Here is a 21,647-nt window from a genome sequence, read left to right as displayed (position 1 = left end):
TACGCCGCATGGGTCTTCGCAAGGCTCGGTGGCTGGACCGGCTATTACGGAAAACCGGGCCCCATCGTCATGCTCAGAGGCCTCACTCAATTCCACGCCATCAAGCATGGATGGACCCTCCGAAATGTGTGAATCTCGTAGCCCCGCAAGCGGGGCGAGGGAGATGCGCCAGTCGTCGCCTAAGTCAGTGCTTCAGCTCGATCTATTGGCTCTTAATCGCCTTGCCCCACCGCTCCGCAAAGCGATGCAAAGGCAGCAGGGTTACGAGCAATTCCCGGCCAAGGTCAGTGAGGCCATAACCGCTCGCCGGAACCAGTTCGATAAAGCCGGCTGCGCGCAACTCCTTCAGCCGCTGGTTCAGCACCGTCGGGGAAGCCTCGTCGCAAGCGGCGCGAAGTGCGCGCGATGTCATCGATTGCTCGCGCAGCTCCCACAATATCCGCAGGCACCATCGCCGCCCGAACAGGTCGAGCAGCACCATGATCGGCCGGCCGGTCCGCGAGCCGCGTACGTGGCCACCCTTGAGCTGGTTACGAACAAGTGAGGCTGGCTTTGGCATCGGCGTTCAAATCCTGTCTTGCGGCATGCTACAAAATCGGTAGCGTACGATACGCTTATTGTAGCACGGAGAGTGTCATGCCGCGAATTGCCCCGCTTGAGCCGCCCTATGAGGCCGAGATCCAGAGCCAGTTCGACCGCATCATGCGCGGGGCGCCGCCTCTGATGCTGTTTCGGGTAATGGCGTCAAATCCGCGCGCTTGGGAGAAATTCCGCGCCGGCAGCCTGCTTGATCGCGGTCCGCTCAGTTTGCGGGAGCGCGAAATCGTCATCGACCGCACCTGCGCGTTGAACGGCTGCGAGTACGAATGGGGTGTGCATGTCACGACGTTTGCGCTGGCGGCGGGCCTTAACGAGGCCGAGATTCGCGCCAGCGTGCATGAGGGCGCTGACGCGTCCTGCTGGTCGGCGGCCGAGCGGGTGCTGATCGCGGCCGTCGACGCGCTGCATGCGCGCTCAACGCTCAGCGACAGCGAATTTGCGGCGCTATCGTCGCACCACGACGACGCGAAGATCTTCGAAATCATCCTGTTGTGCGGCTTCTATCGCACCGTATCGTATCTGGCGAATGGGCTGCGGTTGCCGCTGGAAGAGAGCGCAGCGAGGTTTCCTGAACGACCAACGTAGCTCTTACGCCACGCCGGCGCGAAGCAGATCGTGCATGTGCACGACGCCGACCGGCTTGTTCGCCTCGGTAACGATCAAGGTCGTGATCTTGCTGGAGTAGAGGATTTCCAGCATCTCGGAAGCGAGCATGGAAGGTGGTACCGTCTTTGGCTGCGGCGTCATGATGTCGTCAACCGTTGCCGCCAGCAAATCCGGCCGCATGATGTGACGGCGCAGGTCGCCGTCGGTAATGATGCCGGCGACTTCCCCGGAAGCATTCACGATGCAGACGCAGCCGAGGCCCTTGGCCGACATTTCCATCAACGCATCCGACATTTTGGTGCCAGCCGGTTTCACCGGGATTTCCGCTCCGGTGCGCATGAAATCGCGCACGAATTTCAACATCGCCCCCAACTTGCCGCCGGGATGGAAACTGGCGAATTCAAGCGCGGTGAAGCCGCGGCCTTCCAAAAGCGCGATCGCAATCGCATCACCAATCGCGGCCTGCATCAGGGTTGAGGTCGTTGGCGCCAGATTATGCGGGCAGGCCTCGCGCGCCTTTGGCAGTTCGAGCACGATGTCGGCGGCCTGGCCGAGCGAAGATTCGGCATTGGACGTCACCGCGATCATCGGGATGGCAAAGCGGGCCGAATAGTTGACGAGGGTCTTCATTTCCGGCTGCTCGCCGGACCATGACAGCGCCAGAATGACATCGTCGGCGGTAATCATGCCGAGGTCCCCATGGCCGGCTTCGGCCGCATGCACGAAGAAGGCGGGCGTGCCGGTGGAGGCGAGGGTTGCAGCGATCTTGCGCCCCATGTGGCCGGACTTGCCGAGCCCGGTGACGATCACCCGGCCCGTCGCCTGCCGGATAAGGTCGACGGCGCTTGCGAAGGTTTGGCCGAGCGTTCCCCGCAGGGCGGCGGTCAGCGCATCGATGCCGCTGCCTTCCGTCTCTAGCGTCCGTAGCGCGGATTCCACCGACGCAGACATTGAGCCAGATGATGGGGCCATCAGCGGCTTCGCAGGGGGCATGATTGGTTCCGGGGGGATTGCGGCATCGGTCTTTAGCCTTCGCATCTCCTTAACACGCTGAACCCGACGAGGCGACGCGCTCGGCCGTTCTCAACGCCTCATTAACCATAATTGTTTTAACTCCGTTAACGACGTTTTCCGAACCGGCCGTTTTGGTCGTTTAGGCAAGCGATTGAATTCGCTGGGGTAATTTTATCGTGATGCCGAGGCCAGCCACCGGCCGCTGGAAGCGCGTAACGTTGTTGCGTGCGGCTTTGCCATGTGTTGCGCTGATCGCGATCACATCACCGCTTTATGCCCAAGCCCTCACGCCTGATCTCCTGCGTCCGGTCTCTGAGAGCCTTCTGGCCCCGCCGAATTTGTTTCTACGCAAGACCAGCGCAAACATGGGCGACGACACCGCCGATCCGACCACCGATGGGAAGCCATCGGACCGCAAGCAGCCGGCGCCATCGCGAATCGGCAATATCCCCAAATACGGCCTGCCTGCCGCGAGCGGCGCGGCAGACGACGGCTTCGATTCGCTGAACCGCAAGCGCAAGCAGCCGAAGCTCCATCCAGGTCAGGCCAAACCCAAAGCTTCGCCGGGACCGGGCACACCGGCGCCAGAAGTCAAAGGCCCGACCAATCCGAATGGGCGCGTGAAGATTACGCCGCCGCCGTCCCAGACGGCGAACCGGCCGCCCGTTCCGCCGTCGATGGCCGGCATTGCCGACGGCCAGCCGCCGCGCAAGCCGCTGCCGTCCGATACCGATCCGTTCGGCCCGGTCGGCGACTATGTCGGCAGTTTCCTCGTCAAGTCCGCGGTCGAACTGCGCGGCGGCTACGACACGAATCCTGGCCGCATCTCGACGCCGCAGGGCGCGCCGTTCTGGGTGGTCGCGCCGGAGCTGGTCGTTACCTCCGACTGGGATCGGCACGCGCTGGTCGCCGACCTGCGCGGCTCGTTCACCGGTTACGGCAACAGCCTTCCGCCGACCGAAAATGGCGCGATCTCCGCGGCGCCGACCAATGTTAGCCGCCCGGATTTCATCGGTCACATTGACGGTCGCGTCGATGTCACGGACTATACCCACATCACGTCAGACGTGCGCCTCAGGGTCGGCACCGATCTTCCCTTCAGTCCGAACGTTCAGGCCGGGCTTCTCACCTATCCGATCTATACGACGCTTGGCAGCACGTTCGGTATCGACCAGAGCTTCAACCGGCTCGACATTGCTGTCGGCGCCACCTTCGACCGCACCGTCTACCAAAACTCGGTGTTCACCGACGGCACCGTCGGAAGCAACGCGGACCGCGCCTACAACCAGTATGGCGGCGTGGGGCGCATCAGTTACGATCTCATGCCCGGGGTGAAGCCCTTCGTCGAGGCCGAAGCTGACAGCCGGTTTCATGACCAGTTGATCGACAATTTCGGCTTCGCGCGCAATTCCAACGGCGGCTATGCCAAGGGCGGCACCTCGTTCGAATTCTCGCGGCTCCTCACGGGCGATATCGCGGTCGGCTGGGCCGAGCGCAACTACGCCGACCCGCGTCTCGACCGACTCGCAGGCCTCTTGACGTCGTCTTCGCTGACCTGGACCGCAACGCCTTTGACCACGGTTAAGTTCTACTCGAACACCTCGATCGACGAGGTTATCGTGCCGGGGGTCTCCGGCGTGCTGACGCGCACCTACACCTTCGAGGTCGATCACGACTTCCGCCGCTGGCTGACCGCGATCGGCAAGTTCACCTACGGCACCTACGACTATCAGGGCAATTCCGGCTTTCCGGGCGATCAGGGCAATAACCGCCTCGACCAGACCTACACCTACGAAGGCGATCTCATCTACAAGATGACCCGCAACTTCTGGCTCACGGGCACGCTGCGGCGGGACATTCTCGATTCCAACGCGCCACTGGCGAGTTCCGCTTCGACCGTGGTGATGCTGGGCGTGCGGGTGCAGAACTGACATGATTTTGTTCCCCGGACGCAATGCGGCGCGTTAGCGCGGCGTTGCCGATCCGGGGTCCAGCGAGATTGGATCCCGGCTCTGCGGAGCGGCGCCATAGCTCGTCGAAGACGCGCGTGAACGCGCTGATGGCGCCGCACCGCATCCGGGACACGATAGCCGACTATCCCGGCAGATTCGTCGATCCCATCAGGAAGGTATCGATCGAGCGGGCGCAGAGGCGTCCCTCGCGGATCGCCCAGACCACGAGCGACTGGCCCCGGCGCATGTCGCCGGCCGAAAACACCTTCGACAGCGAGGTCTGGAAGTCAGTGGTCGCGGCGCGCACATTGCCGCGCGGGTCGAGCTCGACGCCGAGCGACTTCAACAGCCCCTCGTGAACCGGATGCACGAAGCCCATCGCGAGCAGCACGAGCTCTGCGTCGAGTTCGAACTCGGTGCCGGCAACCGGCTTGAACGTGTCGTCGACCTGCACGCAATGCAGTTTGGCGACCTTGCCGTCGGCGCCGGAGAACTTCTGCGTCAGCACCGCATATTCTCGCTTGGCGCCCTCGGCCTGGCTCGATGACGTTCGCATCTTCAGCGGCCAGTTCGGCCAGGTGAGGCCCTTGTTCTCGCGCTCGGGCGGCGCCGGCATGATCTCAAGCTGCGTCACCGACAGGGCTCCTTGGCGGAACGAGGTGCCGATGCAGTCCGAACCGGTGTCGCCGCCGCCGATGACGACGACATGCTTGCCGGTTGCGAGAATTTCGCGCGCTTCTCCAAGCGGCTCGTTGCCGACCCGGCGGTTCTGCTGCGGCAGGAAATCCATCGCAAAGTGGATACCGTCGAGATCGCGGCCCGGAATGGGCAGGTCGCGCGAGGCTTCCGCTCCGCCGGTCAACGCCACCGCGTCGTATTCTTCAACCAGCTTGCGCGGATCGGTCCCGCCGCTGCCGACATGGGCGCCGTAGTGGAAGGTGACGCCTTCGGCCTCCATCTGCGCGATGCGGCGGTCGATGATGCCCTTTTCCATCTTGAAGTCGGGAATGCCGTAACGCAAAAGGCCGCCGGCCTTGGCGAATTTCTCGAACACATGCACGTCGTGCCCGGCGCGCGCGAGCTGCTGCGCACAAGCGAGGCCCGCAGGTCCGGAGCCGACAACGGCGACCTTTTTGCCGGTCTTCTCAGCTGCTACCTCCGGCTTGAGCCAGCCATTCTCCCAGGCGCGGTCGACGATCGCGCATTCAATGGTTTTGATGGTGACCGGGTTGTCGTCGATGTTGAGCGTACAGGAGGCTTCGCACGGCGCGGGGCAAATGCGCCCCGTGAATTCCGGGAAGTTGTTGGTCGAATGCAGGTTGCGTGAGGCTTCCTGCCAGTTGCCCTGATAAACGAGGTCGTTGAAATCGGGGATCTGGTTGTTGACCGGACATCCCGGGGTGCCCGGCTGAACCGAGCCGGTGCCGTGGCAATAGGGAATGCCGCAGTTCATGCAGCGCGCGGCCTGGTCGCGCGTTTCTTTCTCCGACAGCGGGATGACGAATTCCTGAAAATTCTTCAGCCGTTCGGCCACGGGCGCATACTTGCGATCGTACCGTTCGATTTCGAGAAAACCCGTTACCTTGCCCATTAAACCCGAAGTCCCTGCATTTTCCTCGTCATTCCGGGATGCGGCGTAGCCGCAGACCCGGAATCTCGAAATTGTTTTTGCGAGATTCCGGGTTCGCAGCTGACGCTGCGCCCCGGAATGACGCCGTTGGTTTCTACGCCCCGATCGCGATTTTCGGTTCGGCGTCGGCGTTCGCCTTCAATTCCTTCAGCGCGCGGCGGTACTCCACCGGGATTACCTTGCGGAATTTCGGCAGCCACGCCTTCCAATTGCCGAGAATTTCGGCCGCGCGCTTCGAACCCGTCAACTTGGCGTGGCGGGTGATCAACACGTGCAGCCGTTCGACGTCGGAGTCGAGCAGGTTCTGGAACACGTCGACGCGGCCATGCGCCTCGAGATCACCTGACTGATGATAGGTGTTCTCGTTGATCATCTCTTCCGAGAGCACCGGCTCGAGATCGATCATCGCCATGTTGCAAAGCTTCTGGAAGTCGCCGGCCTCGTCCAGCACATAGGCGATGCCACCGGACATGCCGGCCGCGAAGTTGCGGCCGGTCTTGCCGAGCACTACGACGATGCCGCCGGTCATGTATTCGCAGCAGTGATCCCCCGCGCCTTCGACCACGGCGATAGCGCCGGAGTTGCGGACAGCGAAGCGCTCGCCGGCGATGCCGCGGAAGTAGCATTCGCCTTCGATCGCGCCATACATCACGGTGTTGCCGACGATGATCGACTCTTCCGGTACGATGCCGGAGTCGCGCGGCGGCTTGACGATGATGCGGCCGCCGGACAGCCCCTTGCCGACATAGTCGTTGGCGACGCCCTCGAGATCGAAAGTGACGCCGTTAGCCAGCCACGCGCCGAACGCCTGACCGGCCGTGCCCTTGAAGTTCACGGTAATCGTGTCGAGCGGCAGGCCGGTGTGGCCATAGATCCTGGCGAGGCTGCCCGACAGCATCGCGCCGGCCGAGCGGTCCGTATTGTTGATCTCGCTCGCGATCTTCACCGGCGCGCCACGGTCCAGCGACGCCTGTGCCTTTTCGATCAGCCGGCGGTCGAGCACGGCCTCCAGATGATGGTTCTGCGGCTCGGCGTGATAGATCTTCTGGCCCTTTTCTTCCTTTTGCCGCACGAACAGCTTCGAGAAGTCCAGTCCCTTGGCCTTCCAGTGCGCGACCAGCCGGGACTGATCGAGCATCTGGGTCTGGCCGACCATCTCGTTGAAGGAGCGATAGCCGAGGTTCGCCATGATCTCGCGCACTTCCTCGGCAACGAAGAAGAAGTAGTTGATGACGTGCTCGGGCTGCCCGGTGAAGCGCTTGCGCAGCACCGGGTCCTGCGTCGCGACGCCGACCGGGCAGGTGTTGAGATGGCACTTGCGCATCATGATGCAGCCCGCCGCAATCAGCGGCGCGGTGGCAAAACCGAATTCGTCGGCCCCTAGCAGCGCGCCGATCACGACGTCACGTCCGGTGCGGAAGCCGCCGTCGACCTGCACCGAGATGCGGCTGCGCAGCCGCTCGCGCACCAGCGTCTGGTGCGTTTCGGCAAGGCCGATTTCCCACGGCGAGCCAGCGTGCTTGATCGAGGTGAGGGGAGAAGCACCCGTGCCGCCTTCGAAGCCGGCGATGGTGACATGGTCGGCGCGCGCTTTCGCGACGCCGGCAGCCACCGTGCCGACACCGACCTCGGAGACGAGCTTCACCGAGACCTGACCCTCGGGATTGACGTTCTTCAGGTCATAGATCAACTGCGCCAAATCCTCGATCGAATAGATGTCGTGATGCGGCGGCGGCGAGATCAGGCCAACGCCGGGCGTCGAGTGCCGCACCTTGGCAATCGTCGCGTCCACCTTGTGGCCGGGCAGTTGTCCGCCTTCGCCGGGCTTGGCGCCCTGCGCCATCTTGATCTGCATCATGTCGGAATTGACGAGATATTCCGTCGTGACCCCGAAGCGGCCGGAGGCGACCTGCTTGATCGCCGAGCGCATGGAATCGCCGTTCGGCATCGGCTTGAAGCGATCGGCTTCCTCGCCGCCTTCGCCGGTGTTGGATTTGCCGCCGATCCGGTTCATCGCGATCGCCAGCGTCGTATGCGCCTCGCGCGAGATCGAGCCGAACGACATCGCGCCGGTGGAGAAACGCTTGACGATTTCCTTGGCCGGCTCGACCTGGTCGAGGGCGATGGGCTTGCGCTTCTCGTCCTCGGCAGCCTTGATCTTGAACAGGCCGCGCAGCGTCAACAGCCGCTCGGACTGCTCGTTGAGGATTTTCGCAAAGCCGCGGTAGCGCTCCAGCGAATTGCCGCGCACCGCGTGCTGCAGGTTGGAGACCGATTCGGCCGTCCAGGCGTGATCCTCGCCGCGGGTGCGGTAGGCATATTCGCCGCCGACATCGAGCGCGCTTTGATAGATCGGAGAGTCGCCGAATGCGTCGGCGTGGCGGCGCGCGGTTTCTTCGGCGATTTCGCCAAGGCCCACGCCCTCGATGCGGGTGTGGGTGCCCGCGAAATATTTCGCGACGAAATCGGCCTTCAGCCCGACGGCATCAAAGATCTGCGCGCCGCAATAGGACTGATAGGTCGAGATGCCCATCTTCGACATCACCTTCAGAAGGCCCTTGCCGATCGACTTGATGTAGCGCTTGACGATCTCATAGTCGTCGAGCGAACCGGGCAGCCGATCCTTCATCGCGATAATGGTCTCGAACGCCAGATACGGGTTGATCGCTTCCGCGCCGTAGCCGGCCAGGCACGCGAAGTGGTGCACCTCGCGCGGCTCGCCGGATTCGACGACGAGACCGACCGACGTCCGCAAGCCCGTGCGGATCAGGTGATGGTGGACGGCGGCGCAGGCGAGCAGCGAGGGAATCGGAATCCGGTCGGTGCCGGCCATGCGGTCGGACAGGATGACGATGTTGATGCCCTCGCGGACAGCAGCCTCCGCGCGTGCGCAAAGCTCGTCGAGCACCTGGTCGAGACCAGATGCGCCGAGGCCGGCGTGGAAAGTGGTATCGAGCGTGCGCGACTTGAAATGCGTATCCGCAATCTCGGAGATCGAGCGGATCTTCTCGAGGTCGGCGTCGGTCAGTATGGGCTGACGCACTTCGAGGCGCTTGCTGGCGGCAGCGCCTTCAAGGTCGAACAGGTTCGGCCGCGGCCCGATGATCGAGACGAGGCTCATCACGAGTTCTTCGCGGATCGGGTCGATCGGCGGGTTGGTGACCTGCGCAAAATTCTGCTTGAAGTAGGTGAACAGCGGCTTGGGCTTGTCCGATAGCGCCGAGATCGGCGTGTCGTTGCCCATCGAGCCATTCGCCTCTTCGCCGGTCGAGGCCATCGGCGCCATCAGGATGCTGATGTCTTCCTGGCTGTAACCGAACGCCTGTTGCCGATCCAAGAGCGGCAGGTTCGAGCGCATGCCCTTGGTCGGCGCTTGCGGCAATTCCTCCAGCACGATCTGCGAGCCGTCGAGCCACTCCTGATAGGGATGGCTCCGCGCCAACTCGGCCTTGATCTCGTCGTCCGGGATCAGCCGGCCCTGCGCGAGGTCGACCAGCAGCATCTTGCCGGGCTGCAGGCGCCACTTGGTGATGATCTGGTCTTCCGGAATCTTGAGCACGCCCATCTCGGAGGCCATGACGATGCGGTCGTCCCTGGTGACGAGATAGCGCGCCGGCCGCAGTCCGTTGCGGTCGAGTGTGGCGCCGATCTGGCGGCCGTCGGTGAACGCGATCGCGGCGGGGCCGTCCCACGGCTCCATCATCGCCGCGTGATATTCATAGAAAGCGCGGCGCTTGGCATCCATCAGCGGATTGCCGGCCCAGGCTTCCGGAATCATCATCATCACGGCGTGCGGCAGCGAGTAGCCGCCCTGCACCAGGAATTCGAGTGCGTTGTCGAAGCAGGCGGTGTCGCTTTGGCCTTCATAGGAGATTGGCCACAGCCGTGTGATTTCCTTGCCGTAGAGCTCCGAATGCACCGAAGCTTGCCGCGCCGCCATCCAGTTGGTGTTGCCGCGCAGCGTGTTGATCTCGCCGTTGTGAGCGATCATCCGGTAGGGATGCGCCAGCGACCAGGTCGGGAAGGTATTGGTCGAGAAGCGCTGGTGGACGAGCGCCAGCGCGCTTTCGAAATCGCCTTCGTGCAGATCCGGATAGTACTTGCCGAGCTGGTCGGCGAGGAACATGCCTTTGTAGATCACGGTCCGGCACGACATCGAGCAGGGATAATAGCCCGCCATGCCGCGGTCGCGGCGCTGATAGATCGCCTGCGAAATCGACTTGCGCAGAATGTAGAGGCGTCGCTCGAACTCGACCTCGTCCTTGATATTCGCGCCGCGGCCGATGAAGACCTGCATGTTGGCAGGCTCGGTCGGCTTCACGGTTTCACCAAGCGAGGAATTGTCGGTCGGCACCTCGCGCCAGCCGAGCAGGGTCAGCCCCTCCGCCTTGATCTGGTCGGCGATGATGCTCTGGATCACCTTGCGCCAGGCCTTCTCCCTCGGCATGAACAACGCGCCGACGGCATACGTGCCGGGCTCCGGCAGCTTGAAGCCCAACTCCTTGGCTTTGCGGGAAAAGAAAGCGTGCGGAATCTGCACCAGGATGCCGGCGCCGTCGCCGGCGCGCGGGTCGGCGCCGACCGCGCCGCGATGCTCGAGATTGCAGAGGATCTGAAGCGCATCAACAACGATCTGGTGCGACTTGTTGCCCTTGATGTTGGCGATGAAGCCGACGCCGCAGGAATCCTTCTCCAGCGCAGGATCGTACAGGCCTTCGGCCGGGGGACGGAACGTGTGTTTTTCGATTGTCTGCGAATGATCGGCCGGTTTCGAAGCTGCGACCGACAGCCCAGGGGCCACGATGTTTTCGCGCTCGAATTCGGACCGGCTCATTCTCTCACGTCCTCTCAACCAATCGACAAGGCTCGCGCCTCACCATCCGCGGCGCACCTTGGGCGTTTGCGGAACCCGCGAACCGGGCCACCGCTCGTCCTCCGCGAGCCGCAATGTCTAGATTCAGGCCTCGGCGATTCAGCGTTCCCCGACGAACGGCCTTGCCCTTAATCTTTAATCTTTTGGGCGTCTTGACGCCCCACTAGTGTGGTGGATTTGACATTCGCTTCAGTGTCGCAGCGAGTCCTCAGATGCGAATGTCAAATCCAAAACCACACTAGAAGCTTGTATTAGCTAGTGTCCCTTCGGTTCTGACGTTCGTAAACGAACCTTACGCGAAAGGATACGAATGTAATAACCGGGACACTAGCGCAGCAAGCCAATGCCGGGCTTGCGGCCGAAATTAAGACAGTACTCCTGTCCTAACTAGGACCATGCCAAATTTTTATCTATCACACAAGCATGTGAAAGTCGCCCGCCAAGCTGTTCTGCACAGGCCGCGAAGGACGGGGGCGGCGTGCGGTCCGGATTTTGCGGCAACCACGCCGCGATGTCGCCCAAGGTCCGCCGGAATCCGCGATGAAATTCGGCCTCCGGGATGAGGGCGGACCGGGCTCTCCAGGCGAGAGCATCACAGGAGCGGAAAATGAAGGCGTTGAGAGGGTGGACCATCTCGGTCGGGCTGTTGCTGGCCGCCACGGCCGCAAACGCACAAGGGGCACCGCAGAACGCGGGCAGCACCGGCTACACCGCTGCCTCCGATCTCAGCGGGCCTTACGCCGATGCGCCGCGACCCCCGCCACGCGCCATCTATGGCGCGCCGGACTATGGAAACGGCTACGGCTACGGATATGGCGGACCTGGCCCTTCGCTGCTGCCGCCACGCGAAGTTTATGCGGTTCTGCGCGAGAACGGCTTCTCCCCGCTCGGTGCGCCGCGCCTGCGTGGCTTTCTGTATTCGATCTCGGCGATCGACCGGCGCGGCGACGATGGCCATCTCGTCATCGACGCACGCGACGGGCGGATCGTGCGCTTCGTACCGGCCGATAGATTTAGCGGCTACGGCGGCGATCGTGACGGCTACTACGGAGCCCCGCCGCCCCGGCCTGCGTATGGGCCGCTGGAACCGATGACCCGTCTCGATGCCCGTCCGCCGGCCACGCCGAAGATGGCAAGCCGTACGCCGTCGTCGGTACCCATGCCGAAGGCTGCGCCATCGAGGCCCGCGGCCGAGCCGCCTGTGGCCGCGAAACCCACGCCACCGGCGCCTCCGCAACAGTCGGCCGCCGTGCAGATGAAGCCTGCGGAAACGCCGCCGGCTGCAGCGGCGCCGATAGCGGCCAAGCCGGCCGCGCCAGTCATTCAGGCGACCCAGCCGATGCCGAAGGTGCAGGATCTGGAGTGACCTCCTGAAGCAAAAAACGCCCCGGTTTCCCGGGGCGCTTTCATGTTGATCCGTCTTTCTGGTGGGCTTAGGCAGCCGCCTTGTTAGCCGAACCCTCGATCACCGGCGTACTCACGGCACCCGCGGCAATCGGAATGTTGCGGGGCTTCTTGGCCTCGGGAATCTCGCGGACGAGATCGACATGCAGCAGGCCGTTCTCGAGTGAAGCGTTCTTCACGATCACGAAATCGGCGAGCTGGAACACGCGCTCGAAAGCCCGTGCAGCGATGCCGCGATAGAGCACTTCGGATTTTTCCTTGACGTTTTCATTGGCGACTTTCTCGCCCTTGATCGTCAGGGTGTTTTCCTTCGCCACGATCGATAGCTCGGCCAGGGAGAAGCCGGAAACGGCTACGCTGATGCGATAGGCGTTGTCGCCGGTGCGCTCGATGTTGTAGGGCGGATAGCCGGGGCTGCCGTCGCTTGCCTGATCAAGCAGGGAAAAGAGGCGGTCAAAGCCGACGGTCGAACGGTAAAAGGGGGCAAGATCAAAGGTACGCATGAGTAGTCCTCCATTGAGCGACTGTTGAAGTGAACCCGCCCGCCATGGGGCCGGGCTTGTTGACGTGCAGCCTTCAGCGGCTTTTCCCGGGTTCTGACGGAAAATGCCTGATGCGGCCTGCACAAAACGAGATATGGGAGATGGATCGAACGCCTTCAAGTCGCCTGCGGCGAACGTTTTGACGCAGCGAAGCCTTGATTTTCAGCGCCTTTCGCCTATCGGTTCCTTCCATGACGCTTGTGTCGATTCCCGCCAATCCGGTGCCTGAGGACGTCGTTTCAGGCACGATCAAGACGCCGGACGGCGCTGAGCTGCGGTTCGCTCGCTGGGCGCCGCCGGCTGGCCGCAAAGGTACAGTCTGCGTTTTCACCGGTCGCAGCGAATACATCGAAAAGTACTTCGAGACCGTGCGGGACTTGCGCGACCGCGGCTTTGCGGTCGCCATGATCGACTGGCGCGGGCAGGGGCATTCGTCGCGGCGGCTGCGCGATCCGCGCCGGGGCTACGTTCGCGATTTCGCCGACTACGACATCGATGTCGAGACGTTCGTGCAGCAGGTGGTGCTGCCCGATTGCCCACCGCCGTTCTTCGCGCTTGCCCATTCGATGGGTGGCGCGGTGATGCTGCGCCTCGCGCATGCGGGAAAGCGCTGGTTCGACCGCATGGTGCTGACCGGGCCGATGATCGACCTGCCGGGCCGCCTGACCTCGTTTCCGGCGCGCGCGCTGTTGCGCACCATGCGCTTTGCCGGGCTGGGCGGCCGCTACGCTCCCGGCGGAAGCGATGCTCTCACCGGCACCGGATCGTTTATCAACAATCCACTCACCAGCGATCCCGTCCGCTATGCCCGCAACGCCGCGATCCTCGCCGAGGATCCGACGCTCGGCCTCGGTTCGCCGACGGTCGCCTGGGCCGATACGGCGTTCCGCGCGATGCACGGCTTTCGCGCCATGAACTACCCGTCGGACATTCGCCAGCCGATCCTCATGCTGGCGGCGAGCAACGATACCGTTGTGTCGACGCCCGCGATCGAGGAATTCGCCTATCATTTGCGGGCCGGCTCGCACCTCGTCATTGCCGGCTCCAAGCACGAAATCCTGCAAGAGCAGGATCGCTACCGCTCGCAATTCTGGGCAGCGTTCGATGCGTTCGTGCCGGGCACGCCGCTGTTCGGGTGAAGCGCGATGCTAGTGGTCCGATTCTAACATTCGCATCCCCTCCCAGCGGGCACTTCGCGAATGTTAGAATCAAAGGACCACTAGAAAATATATGTTTCTAGTGGAGTTTCGGATTTGACATTCGCTTTCGAGCTTGCGGCCGGGTGGGTAGCGAATGCCAAATCCACTCCACTAGGCATTCACGATTTCTGGCTCTTCATCATCTCCGGGCTGCTGCTCAACATCGCGCCCGGTCCCGATACCGCCTATATCGTCGGCCGCAGCATGCAGATGGGATGGCGTGGTGGGGTCGCGGCCACGCTCGGCATCAGCACAGGTTGTCTCTCCCACGTTTTTGCTGCGGCGCTTGGGCTGTCGGCCCTGCTGGTCGCCTCGGCGACAGCGTTTACCGCGGTGAAATGGGTTGGCGCCGCCTATCTCTGCTATGTCGGACTGACGATGCTGCTGTCGCGTCCGAAGAATCCGGACGCAAGCTATCAACGCCACCGTATGTCCGTTTCGCTCTCGCGTGTGTTCTGGCAGGGCGCGCTGACCAACGTGCTCAATCCGAAGGTCGCGATGTTCTTCCTTGCCTTCCTGCCGCAATTTGTCGAGGCCGATGCGCCGCACAAGGCGCTGGCATTTCTGACGCTCGGCCTGATCTTCATTTTCAACGGCACGCTGTGGTGCCTTGCCGTGGCCATTGCCGCCGCGCGGGCCGCGGGCCGCCTGCAAGGATCCAACCGCGCTATCGCCTGGGTCAATCGCGGTATTGGCGCGCTGTTCATCTATCTCGGCGGACGTATTGCGCTTGCCCAGCGATAGTGTCCATCAGGCGAAATGGATTTCGTAGCTCGCTACCACGGCCAGATAGATTCCGAGCAGGATCATCGCAATCAGAAACCAGTGGCGAAACGCCTCCGGCTCGAGCCGCGTGCGAATCGCCTGGCCGGTCGCCATGCCGGTGAATGAGGCCGCCAGCGCGATGACGCCCGGCACCGCGACCGATTCGTCGAGGATGCCCGCCGCCGAGAGGTTCAAGGCTTGCGCCAGCGTCGCCGCCGTGAAGAACACGCCGAGCGCCTGGATGAGTTCGTCCTTCTTCATGCCGAGTGCCTGCATGAAGGGCATCGATGGAACGACCTGTACACCGGTCGCAGCCGAGATCACCCCGGTCACAAGGCCAATGATGCCGCCGATCCACTTCTCGTCGCGCGGGCGGACGGTGATGGAAACCCGCCGCAGGCCGATGATCGCATAGATCACGAGCAGGACCCCGATCAGCACCGTGCCGTAGCGGGCATAGGGGCCGGTCATCATGTCGGCGTTCAGCCAGATGCCCACCACCAGTCCGAGCAACAGCGGCCACAGCCGTTTGACGATGGCAAGGAAATACGGGCCGGCGAAGGTCTGCCAGATATTGGTGAGAATGGCGGGTACGATGACGATCGCGAGCGCATGCGCCGGCGCCATCGCCACCGCGAGCAATCCCATCGATACCGTCGGCAGGCCAAGCCCGATCACGCCCTTGACGAAGCCAGCCAGAAGGAAAACCGCGGCAATGAAAATCAGGAGCAAGTGGGGCATGGTTAGTGGTCCGATTCTAACATTCGCATCCCTTCTCAGCGGCCACTTTTGCGAATGTGAGAATCAAAGGACCACTAGCAGATATTGGTTCTAGTGGAGTTCAGGATTTGGCATTCGCTTTCCTGGCTCGCGGCTGGGTGGGGAGCGAATGTCAAATCCACTCCACTAGTGTCCCGATTCCGAAGTTCGTCGCATTTTGCGGAGCCACGTTTCGAACTTCGGAATCGAAAGGACACTAGCCGACCTATTGTTCTAGTGTGGCACTGGTTCAGAAGTCCGCACCACGAACCCGCGGCACAAATGGATGCGGACTTCTGAACCGCCACACTTGCACATTGACCGATCCGCAACGGCGGCACAATCTGGAGCTTATTGAATAAGCCTTCGGCCGCGACGAAGGCAAAATGCTACACCGAACCCTCATCCTCAGGAGCGGCCGTTAGGCCGCGTCTCGAAGGATGCGCCGTCGGCCTCATGGTTCTCCCGGCGATACGAAGTATCGTCCGGAGACGCGCGAAGACGCGCTCCTCACCATGAGGAATTAGGAAATCCGCCAATGCGTTTCGATCTGGTCGATCTTCAGCTTTTCGTTGCGGTCGCCGATAGCGGCAGCATCACCCGCGGCGCGGAGCGCGCGCATCTTGCGCTCGCATCCGCGAGCGCCCGGATCAAGGGGCTGGAGACCGATCTTGGCGTGGCGCTGGTGCGGCGGCGCCGGCGCGGCATCGAACTCACGGCCGCCGGCGAAAGCCTGCGCGATCATGCCCGCATCATCATGCACAATGTCGCTGTCATGCAGGGCGACATCGCCGGCTTTTCGTCAGGGGTGAAGGCGAGCGTCCATCTTCTCGTCAATACCGTGGGCCTTTCGGAGCATCTCCCAAAGGCGCTGGCGGCGTTCTTGCGCGAATTTCCCGACATCAGCCTCGACGTCGAGGAGCGCGAGAGCAGCGATATTGTCGGCGCGATCCTCAGCGGTGCGGCCGATCTCGGTTTCGCCGCCGAACACGCTTTGCCGGAGCACCTCGAGCGGTTTGCCTTCGGCGAAGACCGGCTGATGCTGGTCGCCCCCAAACGAAGCGAATTTTCGGGCCGCCGCCAGATTGACTTTATCGAGGCGGGCGACCGCGACTTCGTCGGGCTGACGAATGCCACCGCGCTCGCCATTCACATCGGCAAGCACGCCGCGCGGCTTGGCATGCGTTTGCGCGTGCGGGCCCGCTTGCGCGATTTCGATGCGATCTGCCGCATGGTCGCCGCCGGCGTCGGCGTGGCGGTGGTGCCGGAAGCCGCCGCCCGCCGGTGCGCGCAATCCATGCCGCTGGCGCTGCTGGCGATCCGCGATTCCTGGGCCAACCGGCAGCTTGTGATCTGCTCCCGCAGCTTCAAGGGCCTGCCGAAGCCGGCCAGGCTTCTGGTCGAGCATTTGCGCAAGGCGGCGCGGTAGAAAGAGTCACTTCTCCGTCGGGACGCCGGCGTCCTGGATCACCGTCGCCCATCGCGTGATCTCGCTTTCCATGAAAGCGTGAAAGTGCTCCGGGCTGTCGCCGATTAGTTCGGCGCCCTGCACGGCGAGCTTCTCCTTCACGGCCGGGTCGCTCATCGCTTCCGTCGCGATCCGGTTCAGCTTGGCGACGATGGCGGGAGGCGTGCCGGCGGGTGCGACCATGCCGTACCAGTTCTCCGCCTGCAGATCCGGCATTCCGACTTCCGTCGTGGTTGGGACATCCTTGGCGGTCGGCGCGCGCTGCGGCGCCGCCAGCGCGATGGCGTGGAGGCTCCCGGCCCTGATCAGCGGCAGCAGGACCGGCAGGTCCAGAAACACCATCTGCACCTGCTGCCCGAGCAGATCGCTCACGGCCGGCGCCGCGCCACGGTAGGGCACATGCACGATATCGATCTTGGCGGTGAGCTTGAGCATTTCGCCGGCAAGATGCGGCAGGCTGCCGGGGCCGGAGGAAGCGAAATTCAGCCTTCCCGGTTTCGCCTTGGCGAGTGCAACCAGCTCGGCCATGTTCTTGGCCGGAACATCGGTCGCGACCACCAGCATCTCCGGCACCTTCGCCACCAGCGTGACGGCTTGCAGGTCCTTCAGCGGATCATAGGCGACCTTTTCCATCGTCGGACTGATGGCAAGCGCGCCGGCGCTCGAAATCGCGATCGTGTAGCCGTCGGGTGCGGCCTTCGCGAGTACTTCAGTGCCGAGCACGCCACCCTGGCCGCCTCTGTTATCGACGATGACCGGCTGCCTGGTGATCTCCGACATGCGCTGGCCGACCACCCGCGCGATGATGTCGTTGGGCCCGCCGGGCGGGAACGGCACGATCAGCCGAATCTGGTGCGCCGGAAAGTCCTCCGCGGCGGCGGAAGCGATCGGAAGCAGCAGCGACAAGCCGCTCAGAATGGCGCAGAGAATTCGCATGGAGATTTCCATAGTGGAGTGGATTTGACATTCGCACAGTAGTAGCAGCGAACTCACAAAGCGAATGTCAAATCCTAAACTCCACTACAAGCCTATATTTGCAAGGAGTCCTATAATTCCAGCATTCGCAAAAGCGCTTGCTGAGGGTGAGATGCGAATGTTGGAATTGGACGCCTAGCCGTTGAGCAGCTTGAGCGCCGCTTCGTGGATTCTTGGATCGCCGGCGGCGATGATGCGGCCGCCGTTTTGCGCAGGCTTGCCTTCCCAGGTCGTCACGATGCCGCCGGCGCCGGTAATGATCGGAATGAGGGCGGCAATGTCGTAAGGCTTGAGTTCGGTTTCGATGACGAGATCGAGATGGCCGGCCGCGAGCATGCAGTAGGAATAGCAATCGCCGCCATAACGGGTCAGCCGCGTGGTCTCTGCAATGCGTCCGAACGTGGCCCGGTCAGCCTCGTTCATCAACAGCGGGCTTGTCGTAAACAGCGTCGCATCCGATAGCGAGGCGCAGCGCCGTACCGCCAGGCGCCGCTGGCCGGCCGAACCGGAATAGTTCGCCGAGCCGTTGTCGCCGGAAAAGCGTTCGCCGACATAGGGCTGATGCATCATGCCGAACACCGGCATTTTCTCGTGCATCAGCGCGATCAGCGTGCCCCAGGTTGGAAAGCCCGAGATAAAGGATTTCGTGCCGTCGATCGGATCCAGCACCCAGACATATTCGGCATCCTCGCGTTCGTTGCCGAACTCCTCGCCGACAATGCCGTGCTGGGGGAAGTTGGCCTGGATCAGACGGCGCATCACGGCTTCGGCGGCCCGGTCGGCTTCTGTTACGGGGTCGAAATCGTGAGCGCCTTTGTTATCGACGCCCAGGGAGGTGCGGAAGAACGGCAGGATGGTTTCGCCGGAGGCGGTCGCAAGGCGGCCAATGAAGGCGGTGAAATCGATGACCGTCACGGGTGTTCCCTAGCCTACGCCAGTCGCAGAATGCGGGCGCCTTTGCCTAGCGCAATCCGGTGACTTCCGCATCGCCGACACAAGGTTAATTGGTGGGCGAGGCTCGTTTTGGGCCCGACGAATCAGTCTGCGACGAGAGGTAAATTTCCAATGAGTGCAAGGGATCACGAAACCGAGAGAAAATAATAAGCGGTGGACGACTCAGCGGCCAAAAGGCTGCGCTCCCGTTATAAGCTATTGATATTACGTGCTTAATTATGGGAATTGGCCTGCTGGGGATTTCAGGCCACAGCGGACGGATATGCACCGGAAATAATTCGAAAACCCTTGCATTTTGTGCACCGCGGCCGCATATTGGTGCGGTGCGGTAGCGCCTCGCGTTACCGCCTGCCCTCCTTGGGCGTTTCCTCCCTAGACTTGGGCCGCTTGTTCATTCAAGCGGCCCTTTTTTCTTGGAACTGTCATCTCTGCGAATTGTCGGAGTGCCGTCTGGCGCGATCGTTCCGCCCACGATGATGGCGCTCATTCCGCCGCGGTCTGGAACGGCTCAAGTCCGTCAAGCGGAATCGATGCGAGCACCTCGGCCAACACGGTGAAATCGTTCGCCAGCTGTGCAAACCGCTCGCCGCGCGTTCGCCGCCGCTCATCCATGTAGACGGCGCGGTTGAGCTCAAGCTGGATGGTGTGCAATCCGGAGGCCGGGTTGCCGTAATGTTCGGTGATGAAGCCTCCCGCGTAGGGCTTGTTCCGCCCGACCGAATAGCCGAGCCGCACCATGGTTTCCTCGACCTTGTCGGCGAGGATCGGCGCACAACTGGTGCCGTAGCGGTCGCCGATCACGACGTCCGGCCGCCGCGGTTCCTCGCGCGACACGCCGACCGAGGGCATCGAGTGGCAATCGACGACAACAACCGTGCCGAAGCTGCGATGGGCCTTGTTGATCAGGCGGCGAAGCGCGCGGTGATAGGGCTTGTAGAGCGTTTCGATCCTGGCCAGCGCATCGTCCACCGCAATGCGTTCGCCGTAGATTTCCTGCCCGTCGCCGACCACCCGCGGAATGGTGCCGAGCCCGCCGGCCACCCGCATCGAGCGCGTATTGGCAAAGCTCGGCAGCCGTCCGGAAAACATCCGCGGATCGAGTTCATAGGGCTCGCGGTTGACGTCGATATAGGAGCGCGGAAAGTTGACGCTCACGGTCGGAAAACCGAGACCGCTCAGGCCCGCGATCAGTTCGTCCATGAACGAGTCTTCCGAGCGGCGCAGTCCGATCAGATCGATCCGCGACATCTTCAGGAATTCGGCTGGGTAAACCGAGCCGGAATGCGGCGAATTGAAGATGATGGGCGCCCGCCAGGCAGCCGGTTCGACAATCTCGAACGGCGGCGGCAATTCTTCGTCAAGCTGGGTCATCGTACGGCGCCGTCCCTCGCTTCCGCGCTTTGGAAGAACCATTATTTTTGCCGGAAAGCGCGGCTTTGCAGGCCTCATTGTCGGTAATCGCAGCCGCTCTGCCAAGCGAAAAAACTCCAAATCCGTCTAAACGAAAGGCTTGCGGCGGCGACCAACGGCTTTGATTGATTCGCGACGCGATCCGGGCGAGAAATAGTGGTGTGAGACGGCGCCAGTGGAGCGGTTTTGGCATTCGCTGCTCAGTTTGCCGCGAATTCGTCCAGCGAATGCCAAAACCATACTCCACTGGAAAACCATAGTTGGCCGGTGTCCTCTGGTTCTGGCATTCGTAAACGAACCCTCTGCGACAAGATACGAATGTCAGAACCAGGACACCGGCCGCCGTTCTTTCACCCGAAATTTACTCTCTGTCGGGCTTAGTGGACTGACTGATCCTCCAATCGGGATTCGACGATTCCTGCCATGCACAAGATCCTGCTCGCCGAAGACGACAACGACATGCGCCGCTTTCTGGTCAAGGCGCTGGAAAACGCCGGTTTTCAGGTTTCGCCGCACGACAACGGCATGTCGGCCTATCAGCGGTTGCGGGAGGAGCCGTTCGAGATGCTGCTCACCGACATCGTGATGCCGGAAATGGACGGCATTGAGCTGGCGCGCCGCGCCTCGGAACTCGATCCCGACATCAAGATCATGTTCATCACCGGCTTTGCCGCGGTCGCGCTGAATGCGGACTCCGAGGCGCCCAAGAATGCCAAGGTGCTGTCGAAGCCGGTCCACCTGCGCGAACTGGTCAGCGAAGTTAACAAGATGCTGGCGGCCTGACCGGCCCCCTCGGAAGGGCTCGAAAACGCGGGCCTCTCACCTTGCCTGCCCGCGTGGGAGCCGATATACGGACCCGACCCGAGACTTAAGACCTTAGGGCACGTAGCTCAGCGGGAGAGCACTACCTTGACATGGTAGGGGTCACAGGTTCGATCCCTGTCGTGCCCACCATTCCTTTCAATGGCTTAGTCCGTTTCATTCGTTCTCCTTATTTTCTCGCGCCCAAGCTTCGCCCAGAGAATCCCGTTCGTGCAGCGTTCAGGTGATCAGGCGAATGATGACCATACGTGTCGCGAACGACCTTCTCTGACGTGCCGACGAAGCCCGCGAGATCGGTACGCCGTTCTGAAGCAACTACGTGATGCAGGTGTGCTTGAGAGTGTGCGGCGTGACTTCGTCACCAAGACCGGCGAGTTCGCGCGCCCGATCCCATCCCTTGCGCTCTCGCTGTCGAGGATCGCGACAATGGCGGCCCGGTGTTGAAAGTGCAATTCACGTTCGAAACTCACCAACTGCAATAAAGGGAGACTCGGCTCCATTCAGCCGGTCGGTAGCGGACAAGGCCTCGCTGCATATGCGGCGTCATCACGCACTGCTTGAACCTCCGCGCGCGCCATCGCGCGTTGGAGCATCGCAAATCGCAATTTGGCGAGCTGATCGACATACCTGAAGGAGCATTGGCTGCGCATCAGAGAAGAACCGTTGGGAGGCCG

The 21,647-nt window shown here is 62.4% G+C and carries 16 protein-coding genes and 1 tRNA gene; 8 read left to right on the top strand and 9 right to left on the bottom strand.

Annotated features, from left to right (window positions below; translation table 11 throughout):
* Window positions 1-202: 202 nt before the first annotated feature.
* A complete protein-coding gene (locus tag M6D32_RS06440) occupies window positions 203-559 on the bottom strand; it encodes a helix-turn-helix domain-containing protein (protein ID WP_298254510.1) in 357 nt (118 codons plus the stop codon).
* A 77-nt stretch (window positions 560-636) separates the two neighbouring features.
* Here M6D32_RS06440 and M6D32_RS06435 point away from each other — a divergent pair, with 77 nt between their 5' ends.
* On the top strand, window positions 637-1,185 hold the full coding sequence (locus tag M6D32_RS06435) for a carboxymuconolactone decarboxylase family protein (RefSeq protein WP_298254508.1): 549 nt from the start codon (window positions 637-639) through the stop codon (window positions 1,183-1,185).
* A gap of 3 nt (window positions 1,186-1,188) precedes the next feature.
* On the opposite strand, the gene M6D32_RS06430 is transcribed toward M6D32_RS06435, so the two are convergent.
* Complete coding sequence (locus M6D32_RS06430; RefSeq protein WP_298254506.1) at window positions 1,189-2,199, bottom strand: KpsF/GutQ family sugar-phosphate isomerase; 1,011 nt, start codon at window positions 2,197-2,199, stop codon at window positions 1,189-1,191.
* Between the two features lie 200 nt (window positions 2,200-2,399).
* Between M6D32_RS06430 and M6D32_RS06425 the strand changes: the two genes are divergently transcribed.
* Window positions 2,400-4,151 carry an outer membrane beta-barrel protein gene (locus tag M6D32_RS06425; protein WP_298254504.1) on the top strand — a complete coding sequence of 584 codons (1,752 nt, stop codon included), beginning with the start codon at window positions 2,400-2,402 and terminating at the stop codon, window positions 4,149-4,151.
* Window positions 4,152-4,314: 163 nt separating this feature from the next.
* Here M6D32_RS06425 and M6D32_RS06420 read toward each other — a convergent pair whose 3' ends face one another.
* Together M6D32_RS06420 and gltB are read right to left on the bottom strand one after the other, a co-directional pair.
* Entirely contained in the window at window positions 4,315-5,763 is a 1,449-nt protein-coding gene (locus tag M6D32_RS06420) for a glutamate synthase subunit beta (RefSeq protein ID WP_298254502.1), read from the bottom strand.
* Window positions 5,764-5,896: 133 nt separating this feature from the next.
* Window positions 5,897-10,636, bottom strand: coding sequence for a glutamate synthase large subunit (gene gltB / locus M6D32_RS06415; RefSeq protein ID WP_298254500.1), 4,740 nt, complete (start codon window positions 10,634-10,636; stop codon window positions 5,897-5,899).
* Between the two features lie 646 nt (window positions 10,637-11,282).
* Here gltB and M6D32_RS06410 point away from each other — a divergent pair.
* Complete coding sequence (locus tag M6D32_RS06410; protein ID WP_298254498.1) at window positions 11,283-12,041, top strand: hypothetical protein; 759 nt, start codon at window positions 11,283-11,285, stop codon at window positions 12,039-12,041.
* A gap of 67 nt (window positions 12,042-12,108) precedes the next feature.
* Here the strand turns inward: M6D32_RS06410 and M6D32_RS06405 are convergent, their stop codons facing one another.
* Window positions 12,109-12,582 carry an Hsp20 family protein gene (locus tag M6D32_RS06405; protein WP_298254496.1) on the bottom strand — a complete coding sequence of 158 codons (474 nt, stop codon included), beginning with the start codon at window positions 12,580-12,582 and terminating at the stop codon, window positions 12,109-12,111.
* 230 nt (window positions 12,583-12,812) lie between these two features.
* On the opposite strand from M6D32_RS06405, the gene M6D32_RS06400 reads away from it, so the two are divergent.
* Together M6D32_RS06400 and M6D32_RS06395 are read left to right on the top strand one after the other, a co-directional pair.
* Window positions 12,813-13,760 (top strand): alpha/beta hydrolase, encoded by a 948-nt coding sequence (locus M6D32_RS06400; protein ID WP_298254494.1) that lies wholly within the window; start codon window positions 12,813-12,815, stop codon window positions 13,758-13,760.
* Window positions 13,761-13,874: 114 nt separating this feature from the next.
* Window positions 13,875-14,564, top strand: a complete 690-nt coding sequence (locus tag M6D32_RS06395) for a LysE family translocator (protein ID WP_298254492.1) — start codon at window positions 13,875-13,877, stop codon at window positions 14,562-14,564.
* Between the two features lie 6 nt (window positions 14,565-14,570).
* Here M6D32_RS06395 and M6D32_RS06390 read toward each other — a convergent pair whose 3' ends face one another.
* Entirely contained in the window at window positions 14,571-15,326 is a 756-nt protein-coding gene (locus M6D32_RS06390; RefSeq protein ID WP_298254490.1) for a sulfite exporter TauE/SafE family protein, read from the bottom strand.
* A gap of 556 nt (window positions 15,327-15,882) precedes the next feature.
* Here M6D32_RS06390 and M6D32_RS06385 point away from each other — a divergent pair.
* A complete protein-coding gene (locus M6D32_RS06385) occupies window positions 15,883-16,773 on the top strand; it encodes a LysR substrate-binding domain-containing protein (RefSeq protein ID WP_298254488.1) in 891 nt (296 codons plus the stop codon).
* 6 nt (window positions 16,774-16,779) lie between these two features.
* Here the strand turns inward: M6D32_RS06385 and M6D32_RS06380 are convergent, their stop codons facing one another.
* The 3 genes from M6D32_RS06380 to M6D32_RS06370 all read right to left on the bottom strand — a co-directional run bounded on the left by M6D32_RS06380 (window position 16,780) and on the right by M6D32_RS06370 (window position 20,112).
* Window positions 16,780-17,748, bottom strand: a complete 969-nt coding sequence (locus tag M6D32_RS06380; protein ID WP_298254486.1) for a tripartite tricarboxylate transporter substrate binding protein — start codon at window positions 17,746-17,748, stop codon at window positions 16,780-16,782.
* 174 nt (window positions 17,749-17,922) lie between these two features.
* A complete protein-coding gene (gene hisN / locus M6D32_RS06375) occupies window positions 17,923-18,702 on the bottom strand; it encodes a histidinol-phosphatase (protein WP_298254483.1) in 780 nt (259 codons plus the stop codon).
* A 522-nt stretch (window positions 18,703-19,224) separates the two neighbouring features.
* Window positions 19,225-20,112, bottom strand: a complete 888-nt coding sequence (locus tag M6D32_RS06370) for an N-formylglutamate amidohydrolase (protein WP_298254481.1) — start codon at window positions 20,110-20,112, stop codon at window positions 19,225-19,227.
* Between the two features lie 462 nt (window positions 20,113-20,574).
* Between M6D32_RS06370 and cpdR the strand changes: the two genes are divergently transcribed.
* Window positions 20,575-20,934 (top strand): cell cycle two-component system response regulator CpdR, encoded by a 360-nt coding sequence (gene cpdR / locus M6D32_RS06365; RefSeq protein WP_072826226.1) that lies wholly within the window; start codon window positions 20,575-20,577, stop codon window positions 20,932-20,934.
* A gap of 96 nt (window positions 20,935-21,030) precedes the next feature.
* A tRNA-Val gene (locus M6D32_RS06360) sits at window positions 21,031-21,105 on the top strand.
* Window positions 21,106-21,647 lie beyond the last annotated feature (542 nt).

Origin of the sequence: Bradyrhizobium sp. (assembly GCF_027307225.1) — a bacterium.
In the GTDB taxonomy this organism is placed as follows: Bacteria; Pseudomonadota; Alphaproteobacteria; order Rhizobiales; family Xanthobacteraceae; genus Bradyrhizobium.
Note: the sequence above shows the minus strand (reverse complement) of the source record. Positions and strands in the feature narration are given on the sequence as shown.